Genomic DNA, 19,930 nt, shown 5'->3' with positions numbered 1-19,930 from the left:
CCTTCCATTCGCCCTAGGCGCAGCGAAGGTACCGTAAACGCCCGTTGTGTAGATGCCTGACGGGCATCATGCCGGGTCTTGCGGAGTTGACGTAGAGGGGCCGAACGCCGTTCACTCCATAAAGCAAACCTTGCATCACACGTCGGGCCAAGCGATGTGGTCGTGCTTGAGAGATCGCAAGCGATTGCCTCGCTCCCGCAGACCCAACGGCACGTCAGCGCGTAGGAACACACGCCCCCTACCCGCTGGTGACAATGGAAGCGGCTTCAACCCGATTGCTTCGAGTTGATCACCGACACTCCGCGTGCCTTCCCCTTCGAATTCAGCAAGATGTTTGCAGGGGACATATCGCTCCAGGAAACGATCGACGGATTCGTAGGTCACAACCTTGATCGACTTCCGTGAGTGCGGGTGCCGTGCCCGAACTTGCGTCAGGTGGCCCGCCTCCACCAAATACCGGACGGCGGATTCATTGATCCCCAGATAACGCGCGAGCGTGGACCGAAGGTACCCTTCTGGCTTGAGCAGACGCATCGCCTCGGCAACCTCTTGTGGGTCCAGCCGCACAGACAGGTAGCCGCTTTCCTCAGATGACTTGGCGACAGTTTTCAGCGCCCCCTTCTGGATCAAGCGAACGACGTCAGCCGCGCCTGCGACGGCTTTCCGACAGGTCGTCTGAATCCCGGCCAGGCGCTCCGCACCACCGTCCCCTTCGCCCAGTTCGACGCGAGGTTTGATGCTAGCGAGGAAAGCATCAAGCTGGCCTTCGTCATAATAGGGACGCCCGGCGGGCGATCCGGCAATCGGTGACAAGATACCGCCCGCAACGAGTGCATCGAACTGAGCTCTGGGAGCATTGACCCTTCTTTGCGCAGCAACCTGGCAAATGGCCCCGGAGAAGCGCTCGACGATCGGCTTCAGCGCCCGCGCATCGAGAAGCGCGCCCTTGCCGACATCCCCACCAGAAGTCAGGAAGCCGTTGGCCTGCAACAGCTCCAACGTTTGACGATATCCCAGACCCAGATCACGTCGCAGAGCCTCGACATTGTAGACACGCCGAGCGGCACAAGGCGCGCCGAAGAGCATGTCCCCCTCACCGATGGGGTACGTCTCCGCCATGAAATCCCGCACGATGGCTCTTAAGGGTTCATATTGATCCGCGTGTGACTGCTCCAGCCAGTTGAACAGGCAGCCATAGTGCCGGCGGGACATGGAGACCGGCGACCCAGCGTCACGATGGATAGCCTCGAGCAAATCTCGCAGCCCGCGCTCACCTCGCGACAAGATTTCAAAGCCTCGCGCACCTGCCTGGCTCTTGTCGCCTTCCGACAAGAACTTCGGCTTCGCCCCCACCCCGAAGAGGTCTACGATACCCAGGATCTCGGCACCGAGTGCTACGGCACCGAAGCCCAGATCATCTAGCCAGCGGTCCTGGCGTTCACCTGCCATTCTGCGAGCCAGATAACTTTCCAGACCGGTCGGCGCCTGAGGAACGACCAGTTGTTCCAATTGCTCAGGTTCAAGCCCCAAGTCGCGAATGCGGCCCGCAAAGTCGTGTGGACCCCGGCTATGCGAATAGCTGTCGTCCTCGTGGAGCCTGCATCCATGCTGCGGGCAGACCCGGATCGAAGGGATGTGCCAAACGCACCGTTGGGCGGCACCAGCCGCCGATGACGTCGCAATGTCTTCAGCCACGCATTTCGGGCAAAATCTCAGCCGCCTACGTGTGATCCACCGTTTCTCAACAAGTTGCCCGGCGACCAGGTACTGACCGGTCGAGGCCTTGGTCACGAGCCCTCGCAAAAGCTCGGCGCAGTCGACACCACCAAGCTGCGCAAGGATGGACAGCGCGCGCTCCTCGCCATCAGCAAGAGATTGCAGCGCAAAACCCTGATCAGCACAAAACTCCGATGCGAAAGACAGGCCATTTGCCCAGGCCAGCCGTGACGCGAAGGAGGCCGGGGTTTCCCCCGGCACCAACGCTACCAAGATTGGTAAGCGACGGATCATGCCGCGCCCCTCGTCTTGACTGGCGGCGCCTCGAGGTCCGCGCCGCCCAACAGCTGCCCGGTGTTGATGGCGCGGAAGTTCTCCACGATGAAGGGGTTCAATGCGTCCACACAGCCTTTCTGCTTGCGATAGGCGGTCGCAAAGTGCGCTTGTTCCACCGACGCACTCCCCTCAAGCAACGCGATCTTGATGGCTTCGATGATCAGTCGCGTCGTCAGTCCGAACTCGTACCGGGAAGCATGCAGCAGACGCTGAACGGAGGACGCGGCCTGAAAAGACTGCCCTCGTCCTAGCTTCGCTGCCGAGAGATAGGCTTCCAGCACCCCGACGACCTCATGGCCATGCGCGGCGTATGTCATTGGAGCGAAATGCACGGGCTCAAACCGTCGCTTTAGCTGATCATCCCGATTGATCAGGTCCAGGAGCTCGCAGGTCCCACTCAAGATCAGGCTGACAGGCCAGGTGGCATATTCCAGACAGGATTTCCACACGAGCATGACTTGGTCCAGATCATGCTTCGACTTGGATCTCAGGATGTGCTGAGCCTCATCGAAGTGAAAGAACAAGGTCTTATGCGCGCGGGCTTGGCGCATCACCTGCTGCCAGATGGAATGCGCGTTTCGCTCGCTCTTACTCTCGTATCCAAAGGCATCGAGAGTATCGACGCCAACCCCTTTGATCGTTGCGCCGGTCTCAAGCCGAACGGTCAGAGCTTCTCGCAGGGGCGACCCATACGAAATTTGGGGATGCTGCTCCAAAGCATGCTTGGTGCTGACCGTCTTACCAGCCCCGGCATTCCCGATAACAACGATGCCCCGTTCCGCGGGCATCCGTCCGGCGGCCATGTGCGCCTTACGGCGATAAAAGATGTCATCGATCTGATCCTGGAGGTCAAGATAGGCGTCGTGAGCGATGAAGCGGCTTTCAAGGTCAGCCACGATGTGGCTGACCTCCTCACGTGAAATGTGGGTCATTCACCCTCCTCCATGCGCCACCGCGGCCGTTGGGAGGAAGGGGTACTGGCCACGTCCTCTTCCGATGGAAGAACGGTCAGGGTTGCCGGAGGCGCGTTCTCAGCCTTGGGGATCACGCCGGACAGCAGCCCACGCTTCTTTCTGGAAACCGCAGGAGAGTGTCCGGCAACGACATCCAGACCAAGCCAAAGCTGTTTCCGATTGCGCTCGACGTCGGCCCGTGTCGGCGCGAGAGCGGAAATACCAAGCCGTTGCGAGGCTGCACGATCCTCGTCCGAAAAATCGGCAAGTGCCTGATCAATGACATCTTGCGTCAGCTCCGCCTCTGCCTCGAAACGCCGTCGCAGGTTGGTGCAGGCCTCCGTCCAAAGATCCAGAGACAGGCCGTCGAACCCCTTTGCGCGGGTGCGCGCTACGACCCATACACCATCAAGGTGAACCTCAATCAGCCCCAAGTCTTCATGATCTACCCGGATTTCGACTTCGAGATCAGGGTTGGAGAGGAAGTAGTCCTCCACCGCCTGGCAGGTATAGAAGATACCTGCAAATCGAACACCGCGCCCGGAAATCGTCCGGGCATACTTCCGGCCGAACGCACCCAACCGCTCGAACCGGCCCGGCTGCCGGGGTTTCCCGACCGTTGAGCACAGCTCCCGCCAACATTTCAGCGGCGTCTGTCCACCAAGGCCTCCATGTGGCTTGTTGTTGTACACGTCGACAACGAAGCGCACCAGGATCCGTGTCAGCTCGTCGTCGGCAAGCGCCGCATAGTCTTCAGGTTCGAAGTCGCCCTTTTCGACGATGTTCGAATATGTGCGCGCACTCAGGCACTGCATCAGGTCCACACCGAAGGTCCGGAAACACCGTTCGACATGCCCACGCAACTTGGGCACGCCCGCGGGAGGAAACATGACCGTACCTCGCAGGTCAGTCACAGCAGCTCGGAAGTCGAAGTTCGCAAAGGCAACGCCTTGGTCAGAGGCAACGGTCTCGAACCCAGTCCCCGGCCAATAGGGCAGTTTGCACCCGAAGAGCTTTGCCAACTCAGACTTGTCGCGCGTGGCAAGGTCCAACGCGGCAATAGCGTCTTCAGTGTTGGGGGCAGCACATACCTTCACCGAGAGGATCAGCCGCGTTCGGACATCGATCACCACGTAGATCCAGCGTCGCCCCTTCGGCAACGTCTTGATCTGTTCTTCGGTCAGATGCCCGAACACGCCGGCTTCCGCGAAAAAGGTGATCAGATCGACCTTCCACTCATCAACCTCCAGCCGCTCTCCGGGACGCAGGACGTTGAGGCCCTCTCCGATGATTGCAAAATGCCTGTTGGCCGCCTCCAGCCCCTGGCGCTGGCACATGACGTAATAGGGCTCGAGACGGTTGATCTCCCTGTAGATGGTACTATCGGACGGCACTTCCAAAGCCGGTAGGCCGCGGTCTACCCGAAAGGCATTGGCCAGCCGAAACGCCCGCTTTGCCTGCCGAATGACACTTTTCTTGGACGGCCGTTTGAAGCTGGCATAACGATCTGCGCACTTCCGCAGCAGTGCCGCACTCTCTGGGCCGAATTTCACCTTTGTACGACCGGCCAAGTGCCTCTTATCGATAAGCGCCAGAACGGAACGCCCTGCATCCTGGTACTTTCGCACCCATCGCAATAGGGCCGACGAGCTTGGCGGGTCGATTTCGTTCCGCGATCGTTTCTTGCCGCAATACTTGCGTTTCTGGGCAGGCCCTTCGGGTTGAGGGATATGCTTCTCTATCTGCGGGGCGACCTTGAGAATCCAAGCGTCGACGGCCCTCCAATCCCGTCCGATTTCTTCGCGCGCCTCGGCATCTAGAAAGAAATCGCACCACGTCTGCCGGAAGAATACCTTCCCGCGTTGCTTGCGCGGCAACTGGGAGACGACCTGCTCTCCGAACTTGGTGCGCTGTCGCGCCGCCTCCTCGCTGTGGTAGCCGTCCTGTACAATGATATGACCGGTCTTCAGGCCATCGTTGATCTCATCATAGGTCAGCTCATCAAAAGCAACATTGCCATCAACTTCGCGCGTGACGGTAACCCCCAAAGGCCCCTGGTCGACGACCAAGCTGGCTATGCCCCCATGTCGGATTTGCGAGTATGGCTCTAAGCGAATGATCTCGTTCATTTCGAGCCTCCTTCGACCAGCATCTCGAGGTCGATGATGCCGTCCTCAAGCGGCCGCAGTACGCCAGCATAGATCGCCTTGAAGACCTCAGGCCATGCCCTCCCCCCGATGGCAGCCCGCGCGATCAGATCGCGGATGGTAACCGGCAGCTCAAGCTCGGCCGCCAAGCCTGCAATGATAGACGCGGCTTCCGGATCGTCTTCACGCCTGTACGCCAAGAGGCGGCGCGCATTCAGGGCTTCCCACTGGTCGTAATTTTCCTCGGTGATCAGAACCAAGGTCTCGGCGAACTCTGGCGGCATGGCCGCCGCCACAAAGCTCAGCTGCTCTTCAAGGTTCTGGGCCATGGCGCGTGCCGCAGGTTTCACCTCGGCGGCGACCTTGGTGCCATCAGCAAAGGTATAAAGCTGGTCGATCACCTTGCGTCTGGGTCGCCCCTCTGCGTCGACGTACTCGATGGCTGGAGGTTGCTCTACCATGTCGGCGACACGATAGATGGCGGTGGTCGTGGCAAAAGCGTCGAACTCGCCAAGGCTATCGAATTTCACTTTCTGGCTCTCACCGCCATAAGGTCGGAAAGCGCCTGTCTCTACATAGGTTCGCGCCTTGGAGCGTTCCGAAAGGTTCCGCGTCGAACGGCTGGCCCGGGGGGCCACGAAGATTTCTTTTTCCATGTTTTTCAGTGTGCGGGATCGCCCGTGGGTCATACTGACCACGGTGAACCGCTCACGATCCTCTTGTCGAATGATGGAAGACGGCCGAGCACGACTGATCGGGTCAGGTGACCCGGCCGCCAGACTTGACTTTTGAGGGGAATCGAGAGACCTTCAGATTGTCGGGTTCCAAACGACATGAAGGCCCTTGAGAGTCCGCTCTCGGGGCTTTTCTCTTTTCTAGATCATCCTTTCTGACCTCCCTTTTTCCTTACACTCGCAGCAGGCCACAGATCGTCTGCGCGAAACCCAGTGCGCTCGGCGATTGCCGCTTCGATCTGCGGCGATCTCTTCCTACCGGCCAACACGTTCGACACCGCAGGTCGACTGTATCCGATACTCTCAGCAAGCTCCGTGATCGTCGTCCCGGACATCCCGAGATGCAGTTTCACGATCTGCTGGCGCATTTTGTCTGCGTCCATATCTTGCAGCCTTCAGTGGGAACAAACGTTTCTGATCAAGCCGGGTTCGCTTGCCCGACCTGAACCGATTCTAGGAAGGCCCCAGAGCAGCTTGCAAGGGGAATATGAGGACTTTAACCTGAGAAGTCTCAATTAGTTCTGACACTTAACCTACATTACCCTCGGAATGTCAGATGGCGATTTCACATTGGACATTGGCGGAGGAACGAAGGTTTCAAACGGCATCGAAAACCCCGCGCCACACCAAAAGAGGTCCTCGGCTTTTGTGCAGTCACATGCCAATGTCCGGGACGGATTCAGACGAAAGCGGAGGGCATGCATTTGGCCAACTGGTATTCGGCCGACCTGCACTTCGGCCATCATCGCATCATCGACTTTTGCAAGCGCCCGTTTGCCTCGACAGCCGAGATGAACGCCGCGTTGATCGCAAACTTCCAGGCCTGCGTCCGTCATGACGATGACCTCTGGATTCTGGGGGATTTCGCGTTCGGACGCGCCGAGGACACGGCACAGTTCGAAAGCTGGTTTCATAGCCTCCCTGGGCGCAAGCACCTGATCATCGGCAACCACGATGATGAAGCGGTAATTTCGCTACCCTGGGCCAGCACCGAGTACATGGCAGAGATCAAGGACGGCGATCAGAGCCTCGTTCTGTGCCACTACCCGATGATCACATGGAACGGTGCTCGACGGGGCGCTTTGCAGCTCTTCGGCCATGTTCATGACCAGTGGCCTGGCTCCCGCAACAGCGTGAACGTCGGCGTCGACCAGTGGGATTTCCGCCCCGTGCAGGCTTCCGACATTTTGCGACGTGCCGCAAAATTGCCCGTGAACAAGCACTGGCATGATGTGGAGCACGGGAACGAACTGAGTTGAAAACGCTGCGCCCGGTAGGCGGCGCAATGGTACAGCGGCAGGCAGCACCCGTCGCTCGCACAACTTGTCTCATCTGTTTGCCAGGCTTGGCGCGAGGGGCGGGAAGCGGAAGTTCGCTGCGTATGCGTTGGAGTATCGACAGACCAGGAAAAGCAGACATTCAACGGCAGTCGTTGGGAACGACCTGGAGATGTGCAGTCTATTGCGGCTTAACTTGCTACTAGGGTATAACTCGAAATCAGAACAAAACATGGTCTGGAGGCAGCGGAATTTCAGATTCGAGTCCACGATCCACTGGACCAGCAGGTCCCAAATTTGAAGCGCAAGTAGGCACCCACTATGCGTTGGCATTGCTAGCCAACACGGAGCCTTTTGGAATGCCGGGCGCAGTTGTTGATCGAATTGAATTTCAACGCGGTGGCCAAGAACATCCGCTCGACGACGTAATTGTCCATGGCAAGACTTCAGAAGGCGAAGATCGCTGTCTTGAGGTTCAGGTCAAACGATCGATGGCATTCACCGAGAGCGACGCCAATTTCGCATCGATCGTAGACGCAATCGTCAGAGCACGAAAGATCGAGCCGAACCGTCGCTTTGCGGTTGCCATCGAGCGCACCACGGGTGCGATCGACAATGGCGCGCAGGAAGCATTAGAACTTGCGCAGCAGACGATCGATGCCGCTTCGTTCCTGAAGCTCCTTGAGACGCCTGGGCGCAGCAATAAGGACATGCGTGCGTTCGTTGCTGCGTTCAGAGTTCACCTCGAAACGAGCGGCGAGACCGGGGGCGATGCTCTCTACGAGATCCTTCGATCATTCTCAGTCCTGACATTCGATTATGCCCGCCCGAACTCGATAGCCGAGCAGCATGATCGCTTTCGTGCAAGGCAGTTGACATCCGCCAACGGTGGTCCCGACCCCTATGACGGGCTGTTCGGACTTGTCCTTCGGGCTGATGCCACAGGAGGCGAACTGGACCGGAGTCAACTGGTCCAAAAGTTAGGAGCTGTCGGTATCGGCATTGGTGCAGCGCCAACGCTAGCGGCGGCGCGCCGCCATATCGAGGAACTCAGCCGCCATGCGCTTGAGGACATCGGCCTTACGGTGAATGAATGTCGGCTCGCGCGGGAAAAGCCTCGGCGGAAATTGGAGGCGCTACTTCAGGCGGCGGAGACGCTGGACGGCGTGGTTGAGATTTCGGGGCCTAGCGGCGTTGGTAAATCCGGTCTGCTCAGAAATGTTGTCGAGAGTCGTGGAGCGGTCTCTCGCATATTGGTGCTGGCCCCAGACCGGACCCCGCCTGGCGGCTGGTCCGCAATGCGCTCACAGTTCGATATACAGGCGAAGGCAAACGAGTTTCTGAGCGATCTTGCCTGCGATGGCGGTGGTTACCTTTGTATTGATGGTCTTGATCGGTTTCGTGACAGCGCGCAACGAAAGACTGTCCTCGACCTCTTACGTGCAGGATTGCGATGTCAGGGACTGACGGTGCTGTTCACTGCACGACCTGGATGGGAGGAAGAAGCCGCTACGTGGATCGGCGAAGAGACGTTCGGGCAGCTGTCTAGTCGCGGACGACTGACGTTGGACGGGCTCGATGACGATGAGGCAGAAGCGCTTGCGGCAGCATCTCCGCAGCTCGCAAGCCTGCTAAGACCGGATCATCCGGCGAAACCGCTTGCCCGAAACCTGTTGAAGTTGCGGCTGCTCATCAGAACCCGGCTCGATACTACCAAAGCAATCAGTGAGGCGGAACTCGCAAACGACTGGCTGGCCTCCGGCGGGGGGACGAGTGAGCGTACGAGCGGCGAGACCCGCACGCGCAAGCGCGTGCTCTACGCGGTCGGCCAAGGCCTTATCGAGGGCGCCGGTCTAGTCGATGTCGCGGGACAGGACGCGCAGGCCGTTGCGGGTTTGATTGCGGAAGGAGTGCTGGTCGAAATCCGTTCGGACCGGGTTCGCTTCCGGCACGATTTGTTTACAGATTGGTCGGCCGCCTGCGTCTTATCGGATGATCCCGACGTGATGGACGGTCTGCCCTTTGCCGCGCCGCCACCTTTCTGGATGGCCCGCGGGTTTGAACTTGCGTGCCGAATGCTTGCCGAAAGCAGCTCGGACGAGGCGTGGCCGGAACTGCTCGCGCGACTAGAGGGAGAAGGCGTTGCCCCAGGATGGACGGGTCTCGTATTGCTGGCGCTTATCCGATCGGAACATGCCGACTACTTGCTCGATCGATACGACCGTTTTCTCTTGGCGGATAAGGGGGAGCGAGCAGCGCAACTCGTCAGACGCTTCATCGCATCGCACACTCAGTCCGCAGCGCCCCTCTTGAGCGAGGCTCTGCCAGACGGGATTCAAATGCCTGAGGGCATGACGCTTCCAAAAGGTCCGGAGTGGATGCGACTCATCCTATGGTGTTTGCAGCGCTTCGATCGTTTGAAGCCAATTGCTTTGTCAGCGGTCGTAGATCTTTTTCAGAACTGGCTCATTCTTGCAGCGTTTGGAGAAAAGACAGTGGCGCCAGTCTTGCTGGGTCGCTTGGCCGATATTCTGGTCGCGGATATCGAGCAGACAGACCGCCCTCTACCTCGGTATCGAGACACACTCCCGGAGATAAAGTATGCGGTCACCAACGATGCTCTCGAAACAGCTCGACTGCAACTTGCGCTCTGGGCGCCGCTGTCGCCAGAGGTTGCGGCCCGCTATTTGAACGCAATCAAAAACTCGAAGCGTCCGGAAGCAGCAATGAGCCAGATCCTCGAGTTTCCGGGGCGGTTGGCGAGCTCTGCGCCCGCGGAATTCGCCGCGGCGTTTTTGCGGGCGACCGAAGACGACGAAGATGAGAACGACTACGACATGAGAGCAAGGGGTCGACGCTCCTACGCAATGTCGCGCGCCGACAGATCGTTTGTACTTGGCCGATGTGGCATGGGCGTATTCACGGAGCTTCTTCAGGCAGCACCTGCCACTGGCACATCCTTCATCAGAGTACTGACAGCGCGCGCGTGTGCGCCTGAAGACGGTGATCCGCACTTTACCGTAGAATTCATGGGCGAGACGCGCAGGATTGCGGCGTCGTTCAGCTATGGCTGGTCGCGCGGACGTACGCCATCGGCAATGCTGCCCAAGGCACTTCAGGCTCTAGAGCACTGGTCCCATCGCAGGCTTGACGAAGGCGATACACTTGAATCGGTAATTGCAGATGTAGTTGGTGAGGGACCGATACTCGGCGCGCTATGGCTTGTTGTTGTCGATCTCGTTTTGTCTCATTCTTCGCTGAATGGAAGCATCCTACGAGATCTTCTCGCATCACCGGAAACGCTGGCATTGGACTCAGAGCGGGCCAATATCGACAGGGTTGACTCGATCGGAGGGGGGCTGCTCGGCAGCGCCTGGCGGCCGGCCCCGGCATCCGACCGATCTGTCGAAGAAGATCTGGCGAACCGTGTGTCAAGAAGCCTTGCGCTGCACGACGTCATACCTCAGCTCGTCTTCAGAGGTTCTGAGCAAGAGCTTGCTGTGCTGCAGCAGCGGCTCGATGTCGCTGTGAGACGACTTGGGCCGTGGACCCAAGACGCGGTCGAATGGGGCTCGCCTGAATTCATGGCGTCCCACGCTCTCCGTCTCTCATCCCGGAGCAACTACAAGCAGGTCAAGGAAAAAGACGCGTCGGGCGAGCAACGCGAAGGATGGGCTTACGATTGGCCGCCAGGACAAAAACGATGGCTGGAGGAAGGTGCCGCCACTGCGAGCGCGGAACATTCAGCTTTCACTCGGTCGCTGGCAGTCCGCATGGCAATGGACGACGACACAAAGCCCGTCAGTGCAAGTGTTGCCGATGCGGAAGCGATCTTGGATGAGACTGCCAACGCCACGCCTGCCGAAAACGAAGATACGTCGCACGACCCAAACGATCCTTGGCTGGCGCGCATCGCGGCTGCAGCATTTGTAGCACGCTTTGGCACACCTGAAGAACTAGCGCGATATCGGTCTAAGCTCACATCGATATTTGACGAAGCACTGCAGTCCAAGGGCCAGGAAAGGACGTGGCCGCGCGACGATGTAATGTACGACGAGAGATCACTGGCGATCGCTGGCCTCCTCTATCTAGCCGCCGCTAGCGGTGATGAGGCGGATACAAACCGGCTTTTGAGGTCTGTGGTGGAATTCCCGATGAATGCCGCGCCAGTCTTTCTGCGGCATCGAACCGCAGCAGGCAGGATCGATGAGAAGGCCTTGATCTCGATCTGTCGTCTAGCAATTCTCGGCTGCTGGATTCCTCGCCGTGCGAATTACGATGAGGACGAAGCCTCCTATGACAAGCGATGCGCAGACTTGAAACTGCGTTTGTCCTCCGCGATTGAGGCAGAAAGTCTATGGCGAGAGAACGGCGCAGAGCCTGAGTGGCCGACGCCGCCTCGGCGGCGTTCGAAGCGTGCAAGACGGACTTTGACGATTGGTAGGAAGAACGGTTCGAAGAAGCGCGCTGCGCCCGAGCCGCAATGGCCAGACTACTATTTCGACGAAAAAACCGGAACGGCGTGGCTTCGAACGCTTGAACGTCTCGGCACAAGTGCCGGGGCGATATCGCAAACGCTCATGCGCGCCAATCGGGACTGGCTCTTAGCGACAAACGCGTCAGGCGAGGACTGCGAAGACGATGGTGATATCGAACGCGTTTGGACGCGAGGTTTGATGCATTTCGCTGCTGTGCATGCCCAACACTGGCAAGAGGATACGCGCCAGGCATTGGTATTCGATGTCCTAAAAGCCTTTTCTGATGAAGCGTTCATCGATGCTGCCGCTACGTTCATTGTGCAGAGCGACCTTCATTTAATCGAGGGCGATACAGAAGATCGAGCCTATCTGCTGTCTGTGCGCGAGGCTCTTTGGCCACGACTTAAGCAGACACAGCATTGGCGCGGTCATTTGTGGTCGACGAGCGACGGTATGGAAATCCATTTGAAGGAACTCATCAGCGCCTACTACATGCGGGTGAGCTATGGGTTCGGTGAGTGCCAAGCTTACACAAAGGGTTTAGGCGACCCCGAATTGACGCCCTTCATTCCGCTGCTGCTGGAGATCACTAGAGAAGCGCCATCGTGCCCGACTATTGCATACTTTTATTTACATATTCTCGAATGCCTGGAGCCATCGACTGCTGAGGCGCCGCTCGCGGCAGCTGCCGACCGATGGGCCAAGGCAGCCAATAATCGGTTTTGGAACGAGCTCGGCATCGGGCGGCGTGTCCTTTCGGTCGGCCAGAGCGCGGAACAGCTATCCAACGTCTCTGCTTGGAACAAAGTCTGTGATGCTCTGATGACGGCCGGTGTGACCGTTGACGCGGAGTTCTTGGGGCGAGTGAATGGCTAGAAAGGGTCGGCATCCAGACGCAGGATTTTTGATCTACATTTGCGCCCACCGAAGTCGCCCGACCCGAAATTTAAGTGCAGAGTGAGTATGTCTTCTCCCACGATCAATTTCCGTAGCATTCGCCCGCAACATGGAAGCCAGCATGGCGGTTTTGAGGAAATGGTCTGCCAGCTTGCAGTCCTGGAAACCGCTCAAAATGTTCGATTTCACCGCAAGGGTGCAGGCGCCGATGCCGGGCTCGAATGCTATCGAGTGGAAGCTGATGGAAGAGAGACTGGTTGGCAGGCCAAGTATTTCTTCGAGTTTGGGAGCAACGAAGCTACGCAGCTGACGAAATCCTTCAAGCAAGCGATTGCGCGTCATCCTCAGCTTTCGCGTTTCATCGTCAGTCTGCCATTCAATCTCTCAGACGGACGGGTTGGGAATCGAATCTCCGAAAAGGATCGCTGGAATCGCTGGGTGCAAGCCCGCACCAAAGCGGTCGCGCCACGTAAGGTGGCAATTGAGCTGTGGGACGAAACGCAGCTCATCGAACGACTTTCCCGGAACGAGCCAAGATACGCTGGACGGCGGCACTACTGGTTCGACCTTCTGCATTTCACGCCGGACTGGTTTCAAACGCGTTTTGCAATTACTCGCCATGCGCTCGGCACGCGCTATACGCCCGAACTCAACATAGAACTCCCAATCCGCCGAGGGTTACTCGCGATCGCTCGCGACCCTAGCTTTGTTGAGGGCTTGACTCGGCGCGCCGACGATATCGATGAGGCCCGGCATCGCGCGGCCGACAGTATCGCGAGATTGCTTTCTGGAGGGTCGGCAGCTGCGCCCGCCGCGGGCCTTGATGCAGAACTTCAGACTATCATCGGATTGATCCGAACAGCATCGATTGGTCCGGCCGACCCAGTACCCTTCGATGCTTGGATAGAAGCTCTAGATGTTGCGAGCGAGACCTTAAGAACCTGCTCCGCAGCAGTCTGGGATCTGCGCGCGCAGCAAGGCGGGGATCGCGAAGAGGCGCGCCACGCCCAGTTCTATGTCGATCAGCTTTACGAGGCGATCGGGAAAGTAACCGACGAAATCAAGCGGCCAATCAGTCGGCTAGCGAATGAGCATCGACTGCTTGTCACGGGCGAAGCCGGGATTGGCAAGTCTCATCTGCTCGCCGATGTGGCGAACCATCACATCGGCCAAGGTTTCCCTGCGGTCTTGGTCTTGGGCGGCAGCTTCGTCGATGGCGAGCCCTGGCGGCAAGTCGCCGATCAGCTCGGCCTGACTAATACGACGCCTGATGAGCTTCTCGGCACGCTGGACGCCGCTGGCGAAGCAGCAGGCACGCGCGCGCTCGTCATGATCGATGCAATCAATGAACGCGGTGGAGTTGCGTTATGAGCCAATCGTCTTGCAGCGTTTCTCGCCACGGCGGACCGCTTCTCGCATGTGGCGGTAATCCTCTCCTGCCGCACTACCTTCCTGCCTTACATCGTCCGCGAGATCGACGAGACGGCGCTGCCTCGTATCGCTCATCCCGGCTTCGTTGGTCGGGCCGCGCAGGCCGCACAGCGTTATCTCGATGCCCGCGGCATCGTGCGCATGGCAGCGCCCAATTTCTCCCCCGAGTTCGAAAACCCCCTGTTTCTGCGCACCTGCTGCGATGCACTTGAGCGCCGCGGCGAGCAGGAACTGCCACGAGGGCTTGCCGGTGTATCGGGTGTGTTTGATTTCTATTTCGGAGCTGTCGCGGATGCGATCACGGCGCGGATGGGGCTGTACCCGCGTCTCCGCATCGTCGAGACGGCGCTTGAAAGGATCACCCAGGCGATGGTGGAGGCGCGCAGCGGCTATCTCCCAATGGCTCAGGTCCATGCATTGCTAGAAGAGCTGCACCCTTCACAAAACCAGACCGAGCAGAGCCTCTTCTTCCAGCTGGAGAATGAGGGAGTCCTGACCGTGGAGCCGGTCATCGACGGCTCGACGACAGTGGAGCTGGTCCGCTTCACTTTCGAGCGCTTGAGCGACCATCGCATCGCCCAAAAGCTACTAGACGCAGCAATAACCGGTAGCGATCCGGCGCCCGCCTTTTCACCGGGTGGGTCGCTTCGCGAGTACGTGGTCGGATCTAGCGCGTATCGCTTTGCCGGCATTGCCGAAGCCTTCGCCGTGCAGTTGCCCGAACGCTTCGGTCTCGAGCTTCTCGATCTCATCGAGGACGATATCGCGCTCTACGACCTACTGCCGGGTTTCCGGACCAGCCTGCTGTGGCGACGCCAAGACGCTTTCCGTGAACGCACGCTGGAATTGCTCGATAAACACGCCGACTATCTGGACGGCGACCCTTGGCTCGATACGCTGATCGCGATTGCGACCGAACCCGGCAACGCCTTCAACGCGGACTATCTCGATAATTGGTTGCGTCCGATGTCGATGCCGGAGCGCGACGAACAGTGGTCTGTGCGTGTGACCTATCTCGCCGCCAACGATGGCAATGCGATCGATACGCTGATCCAATGGGTGCTAGCCAATGGCCTCAATCCTATCGAACGCGAGCGCGCTAGGCTGGCCGCGATCATGCTCGCTTGGCTCACCAGCCTTAGTCACCGGATCGTCCGCGACATGGCAACAAAAGCGCTGGCTGCGTTGCTGGTGAATCGGCGCGAGCTAGGCGCCTATCTCATCGACCGATTTGCTGGTCTCAGCGATGCCTACGTTGTCGATCGTGTCTTGGCAGCCGTCTATGGCGGGGCAACCCGTAACGGCAGCAACGAAGGACTCGGAGCATTGGCCGAAGCTGTCTATTTGGCAGTGTTCACGAATGATCCTATTCCGGCTCATGCTCTGATCCGCGACCATGCGCGGGGTATCATCGAATTGGCAGCGTACCGTGGTGTCTTACCGACTAGCGTATCGCTCGATCGAGCAAGGCCACCATATCCGGCAGGGCCACCGTTGGAAGCGGTCAGCGACGAGGTATTGGCCGGCTTCGTTCAGGATTATTCAGGTTCACTCCTGCGCGATGACATTATGAGTTCTGCATTCGAGGACGGGGACTTTGCGCGCTATGAGATCGATCCGCTCGCGCATTGCTTCCTAAAACTGCCGCGCGAAGAGGTCGGGCGTTCGAACGAGGCTCGGTACAACGAGTGGTATGTCCGGGCTATTGCTGGGCGGCGTGACCGCGAGGCAGCACTGGAGCGTTTGACCGATATTTCCGGACGATTGAGCGCCATGCCTTACGATTTCAACCGATGGTTCGAAGATACCGAGGATGTTCCGGACGACGGAAATGGAGGGCCAACTCGAAAGGAGGTCCAAGCCGAACGCGATGCAGCAGCGGCTGATTTCCGGTTACTGCTCAGCGACGCGGAATACGAGGATTATCAGATCTATGCTGAGGGTTGGGTCGAAGAGGGGATGTGGGATGCTGAGGCATCGCTACGGCATCCGGAATTCAACAGCCAGACCGCGCGGCGGTGGGTGGCTTGGCGCGCGCACGACCTCGGATGGACGCCCGAACGGTTTGCCCAATTTGAACGCCATATGCCGAGCCGCGCCCGTATGGAGCACAGCATCGAACGGATTGGAAAGAAATATCAATGGATTGCCTATCATGAGCTGACGGGCCGGCTCTCCGATCTAGTCGCGGTCGACGGCGGTTTTCGCGATCAGCCTCAGCCCTATCGCGGTCCTTGGCAGGTCAACACTCGAGAGATGGATCCCACGATCTTGATCACGCGCACAAACGAGCGGGATAGTAGCAGACAACCAGCGACCTGGTGGTCACCGCACGCGCCGCGGTGGCGCGAGGATCCACCTCAAGCGAGGATTGCTTGGATGCGCGACGAGAGCCGCGATGTACCCGATGTTCTCAAGCAGTTGGACGTGACCGATCCCGATGGTCGTCGCTGGCTGGTGCTTGATTTGGGTGCGACTCGCAATCAGTCGGTGGTCGATAACGGCGAATCTGTTTTTCTGCGAATGACTTGGCACAAGGTGCATTCCCTTCTTGTAGCGCGGGGGGATGCGGATCGCCTCGTCAGGCTACTGACCAGCTCGGAGCGCGAGCGCGACCACCCACCCGAGATAGAATTGCCGTGGCGCGCTTATCTCGGCGAGTATCCATGGCACCCGTCCTATGATCAGTTGCTTGGTGATTGGGAATTGGGCACGCCGAAGATCGAGGTCTTCGGGACGATCGCCAACCGCTATGTCGAGCGATCTGGTCACAATTATTCAATTGAGGACTCGTTCAACCTCTCTCTTCCTGGCCCCCGGCTCGTCCGAGGTCTTGAACTTGGGCTTGCGGAGGGGCGCTCGCTCGCCTTTTGCGATGCAAAGGGCGTCATCCAATTTAAGGATCCGTCCGCCGAATCCGTCGGCCATAGTGCAGCACTCGTCGACCGTGCCGCTCTGGCCGCACTTCTAGAACGAGATGGGCTGGAGTTGATCTGGATGTTCCGCGGCGAGAAGAGCGCGCATGGCGGCCGTCCGCACAGAAGCGGTTGGGGTGGCCAGCTCGACTACTGGGGCATCTTCCGCTTCGGTGGTGAAGAGATTACCGGCCAGCTCCGATTTGAGCATAAGGACCCGAGCAACGAGCAGCTCACCGAGTACCTCTCTCATCGATGATATAGTGCCGGGTGAGTGCCTTACTCACTTCTCGCGTTCTTTGTTCTTGTCCTAATCTATCCGACACTATGCAATTAGGATTCTGAGTTAGTAGCTGTGAAGCAGAAAGTACCTTTGAAGAGATGAGATGAGCTCGTTCGACGATTTACCCAAACGCGATCGCAACCATGCTTTGGAAGAAGAGGCTGAAGCTGCTTTCCAGGCTCTGATCTCGCATAGCGAAGACTTTGTGTTCCAAGGTTCTGACCGGAAGGACTATGGCACCGACTGCCAAATAGAGGTGGTCTTGAATGGGCAGGCGACCAATGTGCGGGTGCATGTCCAACTGAAGGGAACAGAACGCGCTCTCAATGCAGATGGCTCGTTTAGCATCCCGGTTGATCGAGCCAATCTGAATTATCTGGTTGCGCAGCCCTACAGCTTTTATGTCGGATATCATTCACCGTCGAAATCGCTTCGCGTCAGCTTCGTTGATGCGGTTCTGCGCCGATACGAGCACAGCGGAAAGGACTGGACCGATCAACAGAGCCTAACGATATTATTCACCGATGAGCTCACGGTTGACCGTTTGAGCCGATTAGCAAGTCTTGCGCTTTCTGGGTCGCGGATTGCACGAGATCGCAGGATCGCACAAACGACAGCGACAATTGAAGCAATGCCTGTCGTGGTGCGAGAAGCGAAGCCGGAGCTCCACGTGCCAGAGGACCCAGACCTCGCGCGGCAACTAGCCAAACGGTTATATGAGAGCGGCGCGGATCGTGTTCTCAGCGCTGCTTTCGAGCAGTTTCTCTCGGTGCTCGGCGCGGATCACGATGCGATGGGATTTTGTTACATGGCCGAGATAAACTTGGGAATGGGGTATCAATCCCCTGACGTGGAGCGGATCGAGGCAGCCTTAACGCATTTCCGATCGAGGCTCGATACAGGACGCTTTCAAGTCGGAAGCCTGTATTACACTATCGGTAACGCGCTTTCGGCGCTCGACCAGGAGCAAGAAGCCAAGGCATCATACATTGCTGCGCTTGAAGATTCCGATTTCAGTAGCTCATCGGAGATGGCCGCGCAGTGTTACAAGAACCTCGGCACTAGCTTTGAGCGGCTCGGCGACGAGGATATCGCCGCCGAACACTATCTCGAAGCATTGCGATTGAACCCGAACCTGCCGGAGGCACATAACGCACTTGCCCATTATCACCATCGTAATGGCAGATACGAGGAGGCGCTGAGTTACTTCGACCGCGTTGTCTTTACTGATCGGAAACTGGGTCGAACATCGGCGATTTCGGGCTGGCGAATAAACGTCCTTTTTAGTCTTGACGATACCCGTGCAGCTTTCCGCGAAATCAATGGCTTGCTGAGCAATGCAGATTCTGAGCCCTGGATATGGCCATGGTGCGCTAGGCAGGTTGCAGCTTTCGGGCGTACCTCTGTCGAGAGTGCGCTGCCTGCGTTGGCATTTTGGGATCGCTGCATAGAGACGCATCCACAATTGGGGCGTGCGCGAGCCGAGCGACTGCTCACCAGCTTCTACCTACGCGCTAAAGGTCACGATATTGGGGAGTATTCTGAGTTCCGATCAGTATTCGATAAGCATATCGCGATTGTCGATGCCGAAGATGCCGCACTGCCATGGGATCGCCTCGGTCACTGGGCACAAGACGAAGGAAATTGGGAGGGAGCCGAGCTGTGTTTCCGCAAAGCGTACGAGATGGCTGGAGGTCACTATGGTTATTGCTTAGGCACAGCGCTCAATTTTCTCGGCCGTTTTGAAGAAAGCCGCCCGATCCTCCTGGAGCAGGCGGAGCATCTTCAACCCGACGCAATGAGCTGGTTCCAGTTAGGTTTGGCAAACAGCAACACTGGACGTACTTCCGAGGCGATCGCAGCCTATGAAAAGGCAATAGAACTCGACCCCGAGTATGACATAGCCATGTTCAACCTCGGTGGTGTTCTTTGGAACGAAGGGGAAATAGTCGCAGCCGAGGACGTGTGGCTAAGAGCCGTCGAGAAATTCCCTAATCATGAACTTGTGGAAGAAGTTCTCGCAATATTAGAGTTAACTTGTTGAAGCCTAACGGGTAATAGCGCATGCGCGAACAACGCAGTTCGCTGCGGCCTGACAATGTCCGCTTTGGAGAAGCTGTATTGCGGCATTGGAATGTAACATGAATGCCGGATTGGGCCGGCCTCCGACGCAGCTCAATAGTTTCCTTCGAACATCGTTCGTAGATCATGGTCATGCTGTAAAATGGCATCTATTAAAGAGAGCGCGTTGCAGACCAATTCGTCGTTTCGATCTTTATCCGGGTCACCGCTCTTGCCTCCGTGGAAGAGGTTGTTTCTGACGCGTCGAAGAGAGCCCATTAACTCCTGGATGTTTGAAACTGCGCCTACCTGCTCCCAATTCAGGTAGCCTTGCCCGTCGACGATTTGCCGCTTTGGCGGCGTCTGGAGTAGAACGTTCACGTTGCCTGCCGCCTTCATCGCATCAAAAAACGGTGCGCCAAGACGTTCATTGGCAAATCTGTCCCAATCAATCTCAGCGTTCTGGTTTCTTGCGGTTTGACAATAGCCGATCTCTTTGAGGCCAAATTCAAGGCGCATCATGACCTTGAAGAGCCGGTCGGCTCGTGCCGGGTGTTCACTGGTCTTTGAATAGTTCACCTCAACACCCGCCAAAACCGTCGCCTCCTGCTGGACGTTAACCATCATTATTTGCTTCACTACAGGTAGCATTCAATGTCCGCTTCCGGCAAGCTGACCTGCGGCAATGAGGCCGATATGAGC

Annotated in this window: 11 protein-coding genes; 5 read left to right on the top strand and 6 right to left on the bottom strand. The window is 58.0% G+C overall.

All coding sequences use genetic code 11. The annotated features are described in order from the left end of the window. Positions 1-135 precede the first annotated feature (135 nt). The 5 genes from LC066_RS04650 to LC066_RS21560 all read right to left on the bottom strand — a co-directional run bounded on the left by LC066_RS04650 (position 136) and on the right by LC066_RS21560 (position 6,221). Positions 136-2,010, bottom strand: a complete 1,875-nt coding sequence (locus LC066_RS04650; RefSeq protein ID WP_224896801.1) for a TniQ family protein — start codon at positions 2,008-2,010, stop codon at positions 136-138. Further along, on the bottom strand, positions 2,007-2,984 hold the full coding sequence (locus tag LC066_RS04645) for a TniB family NTP-binding protein (protein ID WP_224896799.1): 978 nt from the start codon (positions 2,982-2,984) through the stop codon (positions 2,007-2,009). The genes LC066_RS04650 and LC066_RS04645 overlap by 4 nt, the downstream gene beginning before the upstream one ends. After that, positions 2,981-5,134 carry a hypothetical protein gene (locus LC066_RS04640; protein WP_224896797.1) on the bottom strand — a complete coding sequence of 718 codons (2,154 nt, stop codon included), beginning with the start codon at positions 5,132-5,134 and terminating at the stop codon, positions 2,981-2,983. Before LC066_RS04640 ends, LC066_RS04645 begins: the two co-directional genes overlap by 4 nt. Further along, positions 5,131-5,808: a hypothetical protein gene (locus LC066_RS04635; RefSeq protein WP_224896796.1), complete on the bottom strand. Its 678-nt coding sequence runs from the start codon at positions 5,806-5,808 to the stop codon at positions 5,131-5,133. The genes LC066_RS04640 and LC066_RS04635 overlap by 4 nt, the downstream gene beginning before the upstream one ends. Positions 5,809-6,032: 224 nt before the next feature. Next, positions 6,033-6,221, bottom strand: coding sequence for a helix-turn-helix domain-containing protein (locus LC066_RS21560; RefSeq protein ID WP_224896837.1), 189 nt, complete (start codon positions 6,219-6,221; stop codon positions 6,033-6,035). A gap of 369 nt (positions 6,222-6,590) precedes the next feature. On the opposite strand from LC066_RS21560, the gene LC066_RS04625 reads away from it, so the two are divergent. From LC066_RS04625 to LC066_RS04605, 5 genes are all read left to right on the top strand, one after another. Next, positions 6,591-7,145: a metallophosphoesterase gene (locus LC066_RS04625; protein WP_318246703.1), complete on the top strand. Its 555-nt coding sequence runs from the start codon at positions 6,591-6,593 to the stop codon at positions 7,143-7,145. Between the two features lie 377 nt (positions 7,146-7,522). Beyond that, positions 7,523-12,517, top strand: a complete 4,995-nt coding sequence (locus tag LC066_RS04620; RefSeq protein ID WP_224896792.1) for a hypothetical protein — start codon at positions 7,523-7,525, stop codon at positions 12,515-12,517. 87 nt (positions 12,518-12,604) lie between these two features. Continuing rightward, complete coding sequence (locus LC066_RS04615; RefSeq protein WP_224896789.1) at positions 12,605-13,909, top strand: ATP-binding protein; 1,305 nt, start codon at positions 12,605-12,607, stop codon at positions 13,907-13,909. 48 nt (positions 13,910-13,957) lie between these two features. Continuing rightward, positions 13,958-17,143: a hypothetical protein gene (locus LC066_RS04610; RefSeq protein ID WP_224896788.1), complete on the top strand. Its 3,186-nt coding sequence runs from the start codon at positions 13,958-13,960 to the stop codon at positions 17,141-17,143. Positions 17,144-17,270: 127 nt separating this feature from the next. Continuing rightward, the gene (locus tag LC066_RS04605) at positions 17,271-19,211 is read left to right on the top strand and encodes a tetratricopeptide repeat protein (protein ID WP_224896786.1); all 1,941 of its coding nucleotides are present in this window, start codon (positions 17,271-17,273) and stop codon (positions 19,209-19,211) included. Positions 19,212-19,342: 131 nt separating this feature from the next. On the opposite strand, the gene LC066_RS04600 is transcribed toward LC066_RS04605, so the two are convergent. Further along, on the bottom strand, positions 19,343-19,879 hold the full coding sequence (locus tag LC066_RS04600) for a hypothetical protein (protein WP_224896784.1): 537 nt from the start codon (positions 19,877-19,879) through the stop codon (positions 19,343-19,345). Positions 19,880-19,930 lie beyond the last annotated feature (51 nt).

Source organism: Pseudooceanicola marinus, from assembly GCF_020177265.1.
GTDB classification, from domain to species: Bacteria; Pseudomonadota; Alphaproteobacteria; order Rhodobacterales; family Rhodobacteraceae; genus Pseudooceanicola; species Pseudooceanicola marinus_A.
The sequence above is the reverse complement of the archived record's forward strand: the minus strand, read 5'-3'. Positions and strand labels throughout refer to the sequence as shown.

Excerpts from the sequence above, each read along its gene's own strand:
- LC066_RS04650 (WP_224896801.1), bottom strand. The coding sequence starts at position 2,010 with ATGATCCGTCGCTTACCAATCTTGGTAGCGTTGGTGCCGGGGGAAACC.
- LC066_RS04635 (WP_224896796.1), bottom strand. The coding sequence starts at position 5,808 with ATGGAAAAAGAAATCTTCGTGGCCCCCCGGGCCAGCCGTTCGACGCGG.
- LC066_RS04605 (WP_224896786.1), top strand. The coding sequence starts at position 17,271 with ATGAGCTCGTTCGACGATTTACCCAAACGCGATCGCAACCATGCTTTG.
- LC066_RS04600 (WP_224896784.1), bottom strand. The coding sequence starts at position 19,879 with ATGCTACCTGTAGTGAAGCAAATAATGATGGTTAACGTCCAGCAGGAG.
- LC066_RS21560 (WP_224896837.1), bottom strand. The coding sequence starts at position 6,221 with ATGTCCGGGACGACGATCACGGAGCTTGCTGAGAGTATCGGATACAGT.
- LC066_RS04640 (WP_224896797.1), bottom strand. The coding sequence starts at position 5,134 with ATGAACGAGATCATTCGCTTAGAGCCATACTCGCAAATCCGACATGGG.
- LC066_RS04615 (WP_224896789.1), top strand. The coding sequence starts at position 12,605 with ATGTCTTCTCCCACGATCAATTTCCGTAGCATTCGCCCGCAACATGGA.
- LC066_RS04645 (WP_224896799.1), bottom strand. The coding sequence starts at position 2,984 with ATGACCCACATTTCACGTGAGGAGGTCAGCCACATCGTGGCTGACCTT.
- LC066_RS04620 (WP_224896792.1), top strand. The coding sequence starts at position 7,523 with ATGCCGGGCGCAGTTGTTGATCGAATTGAATTTCAACGCGGTGGCCAA.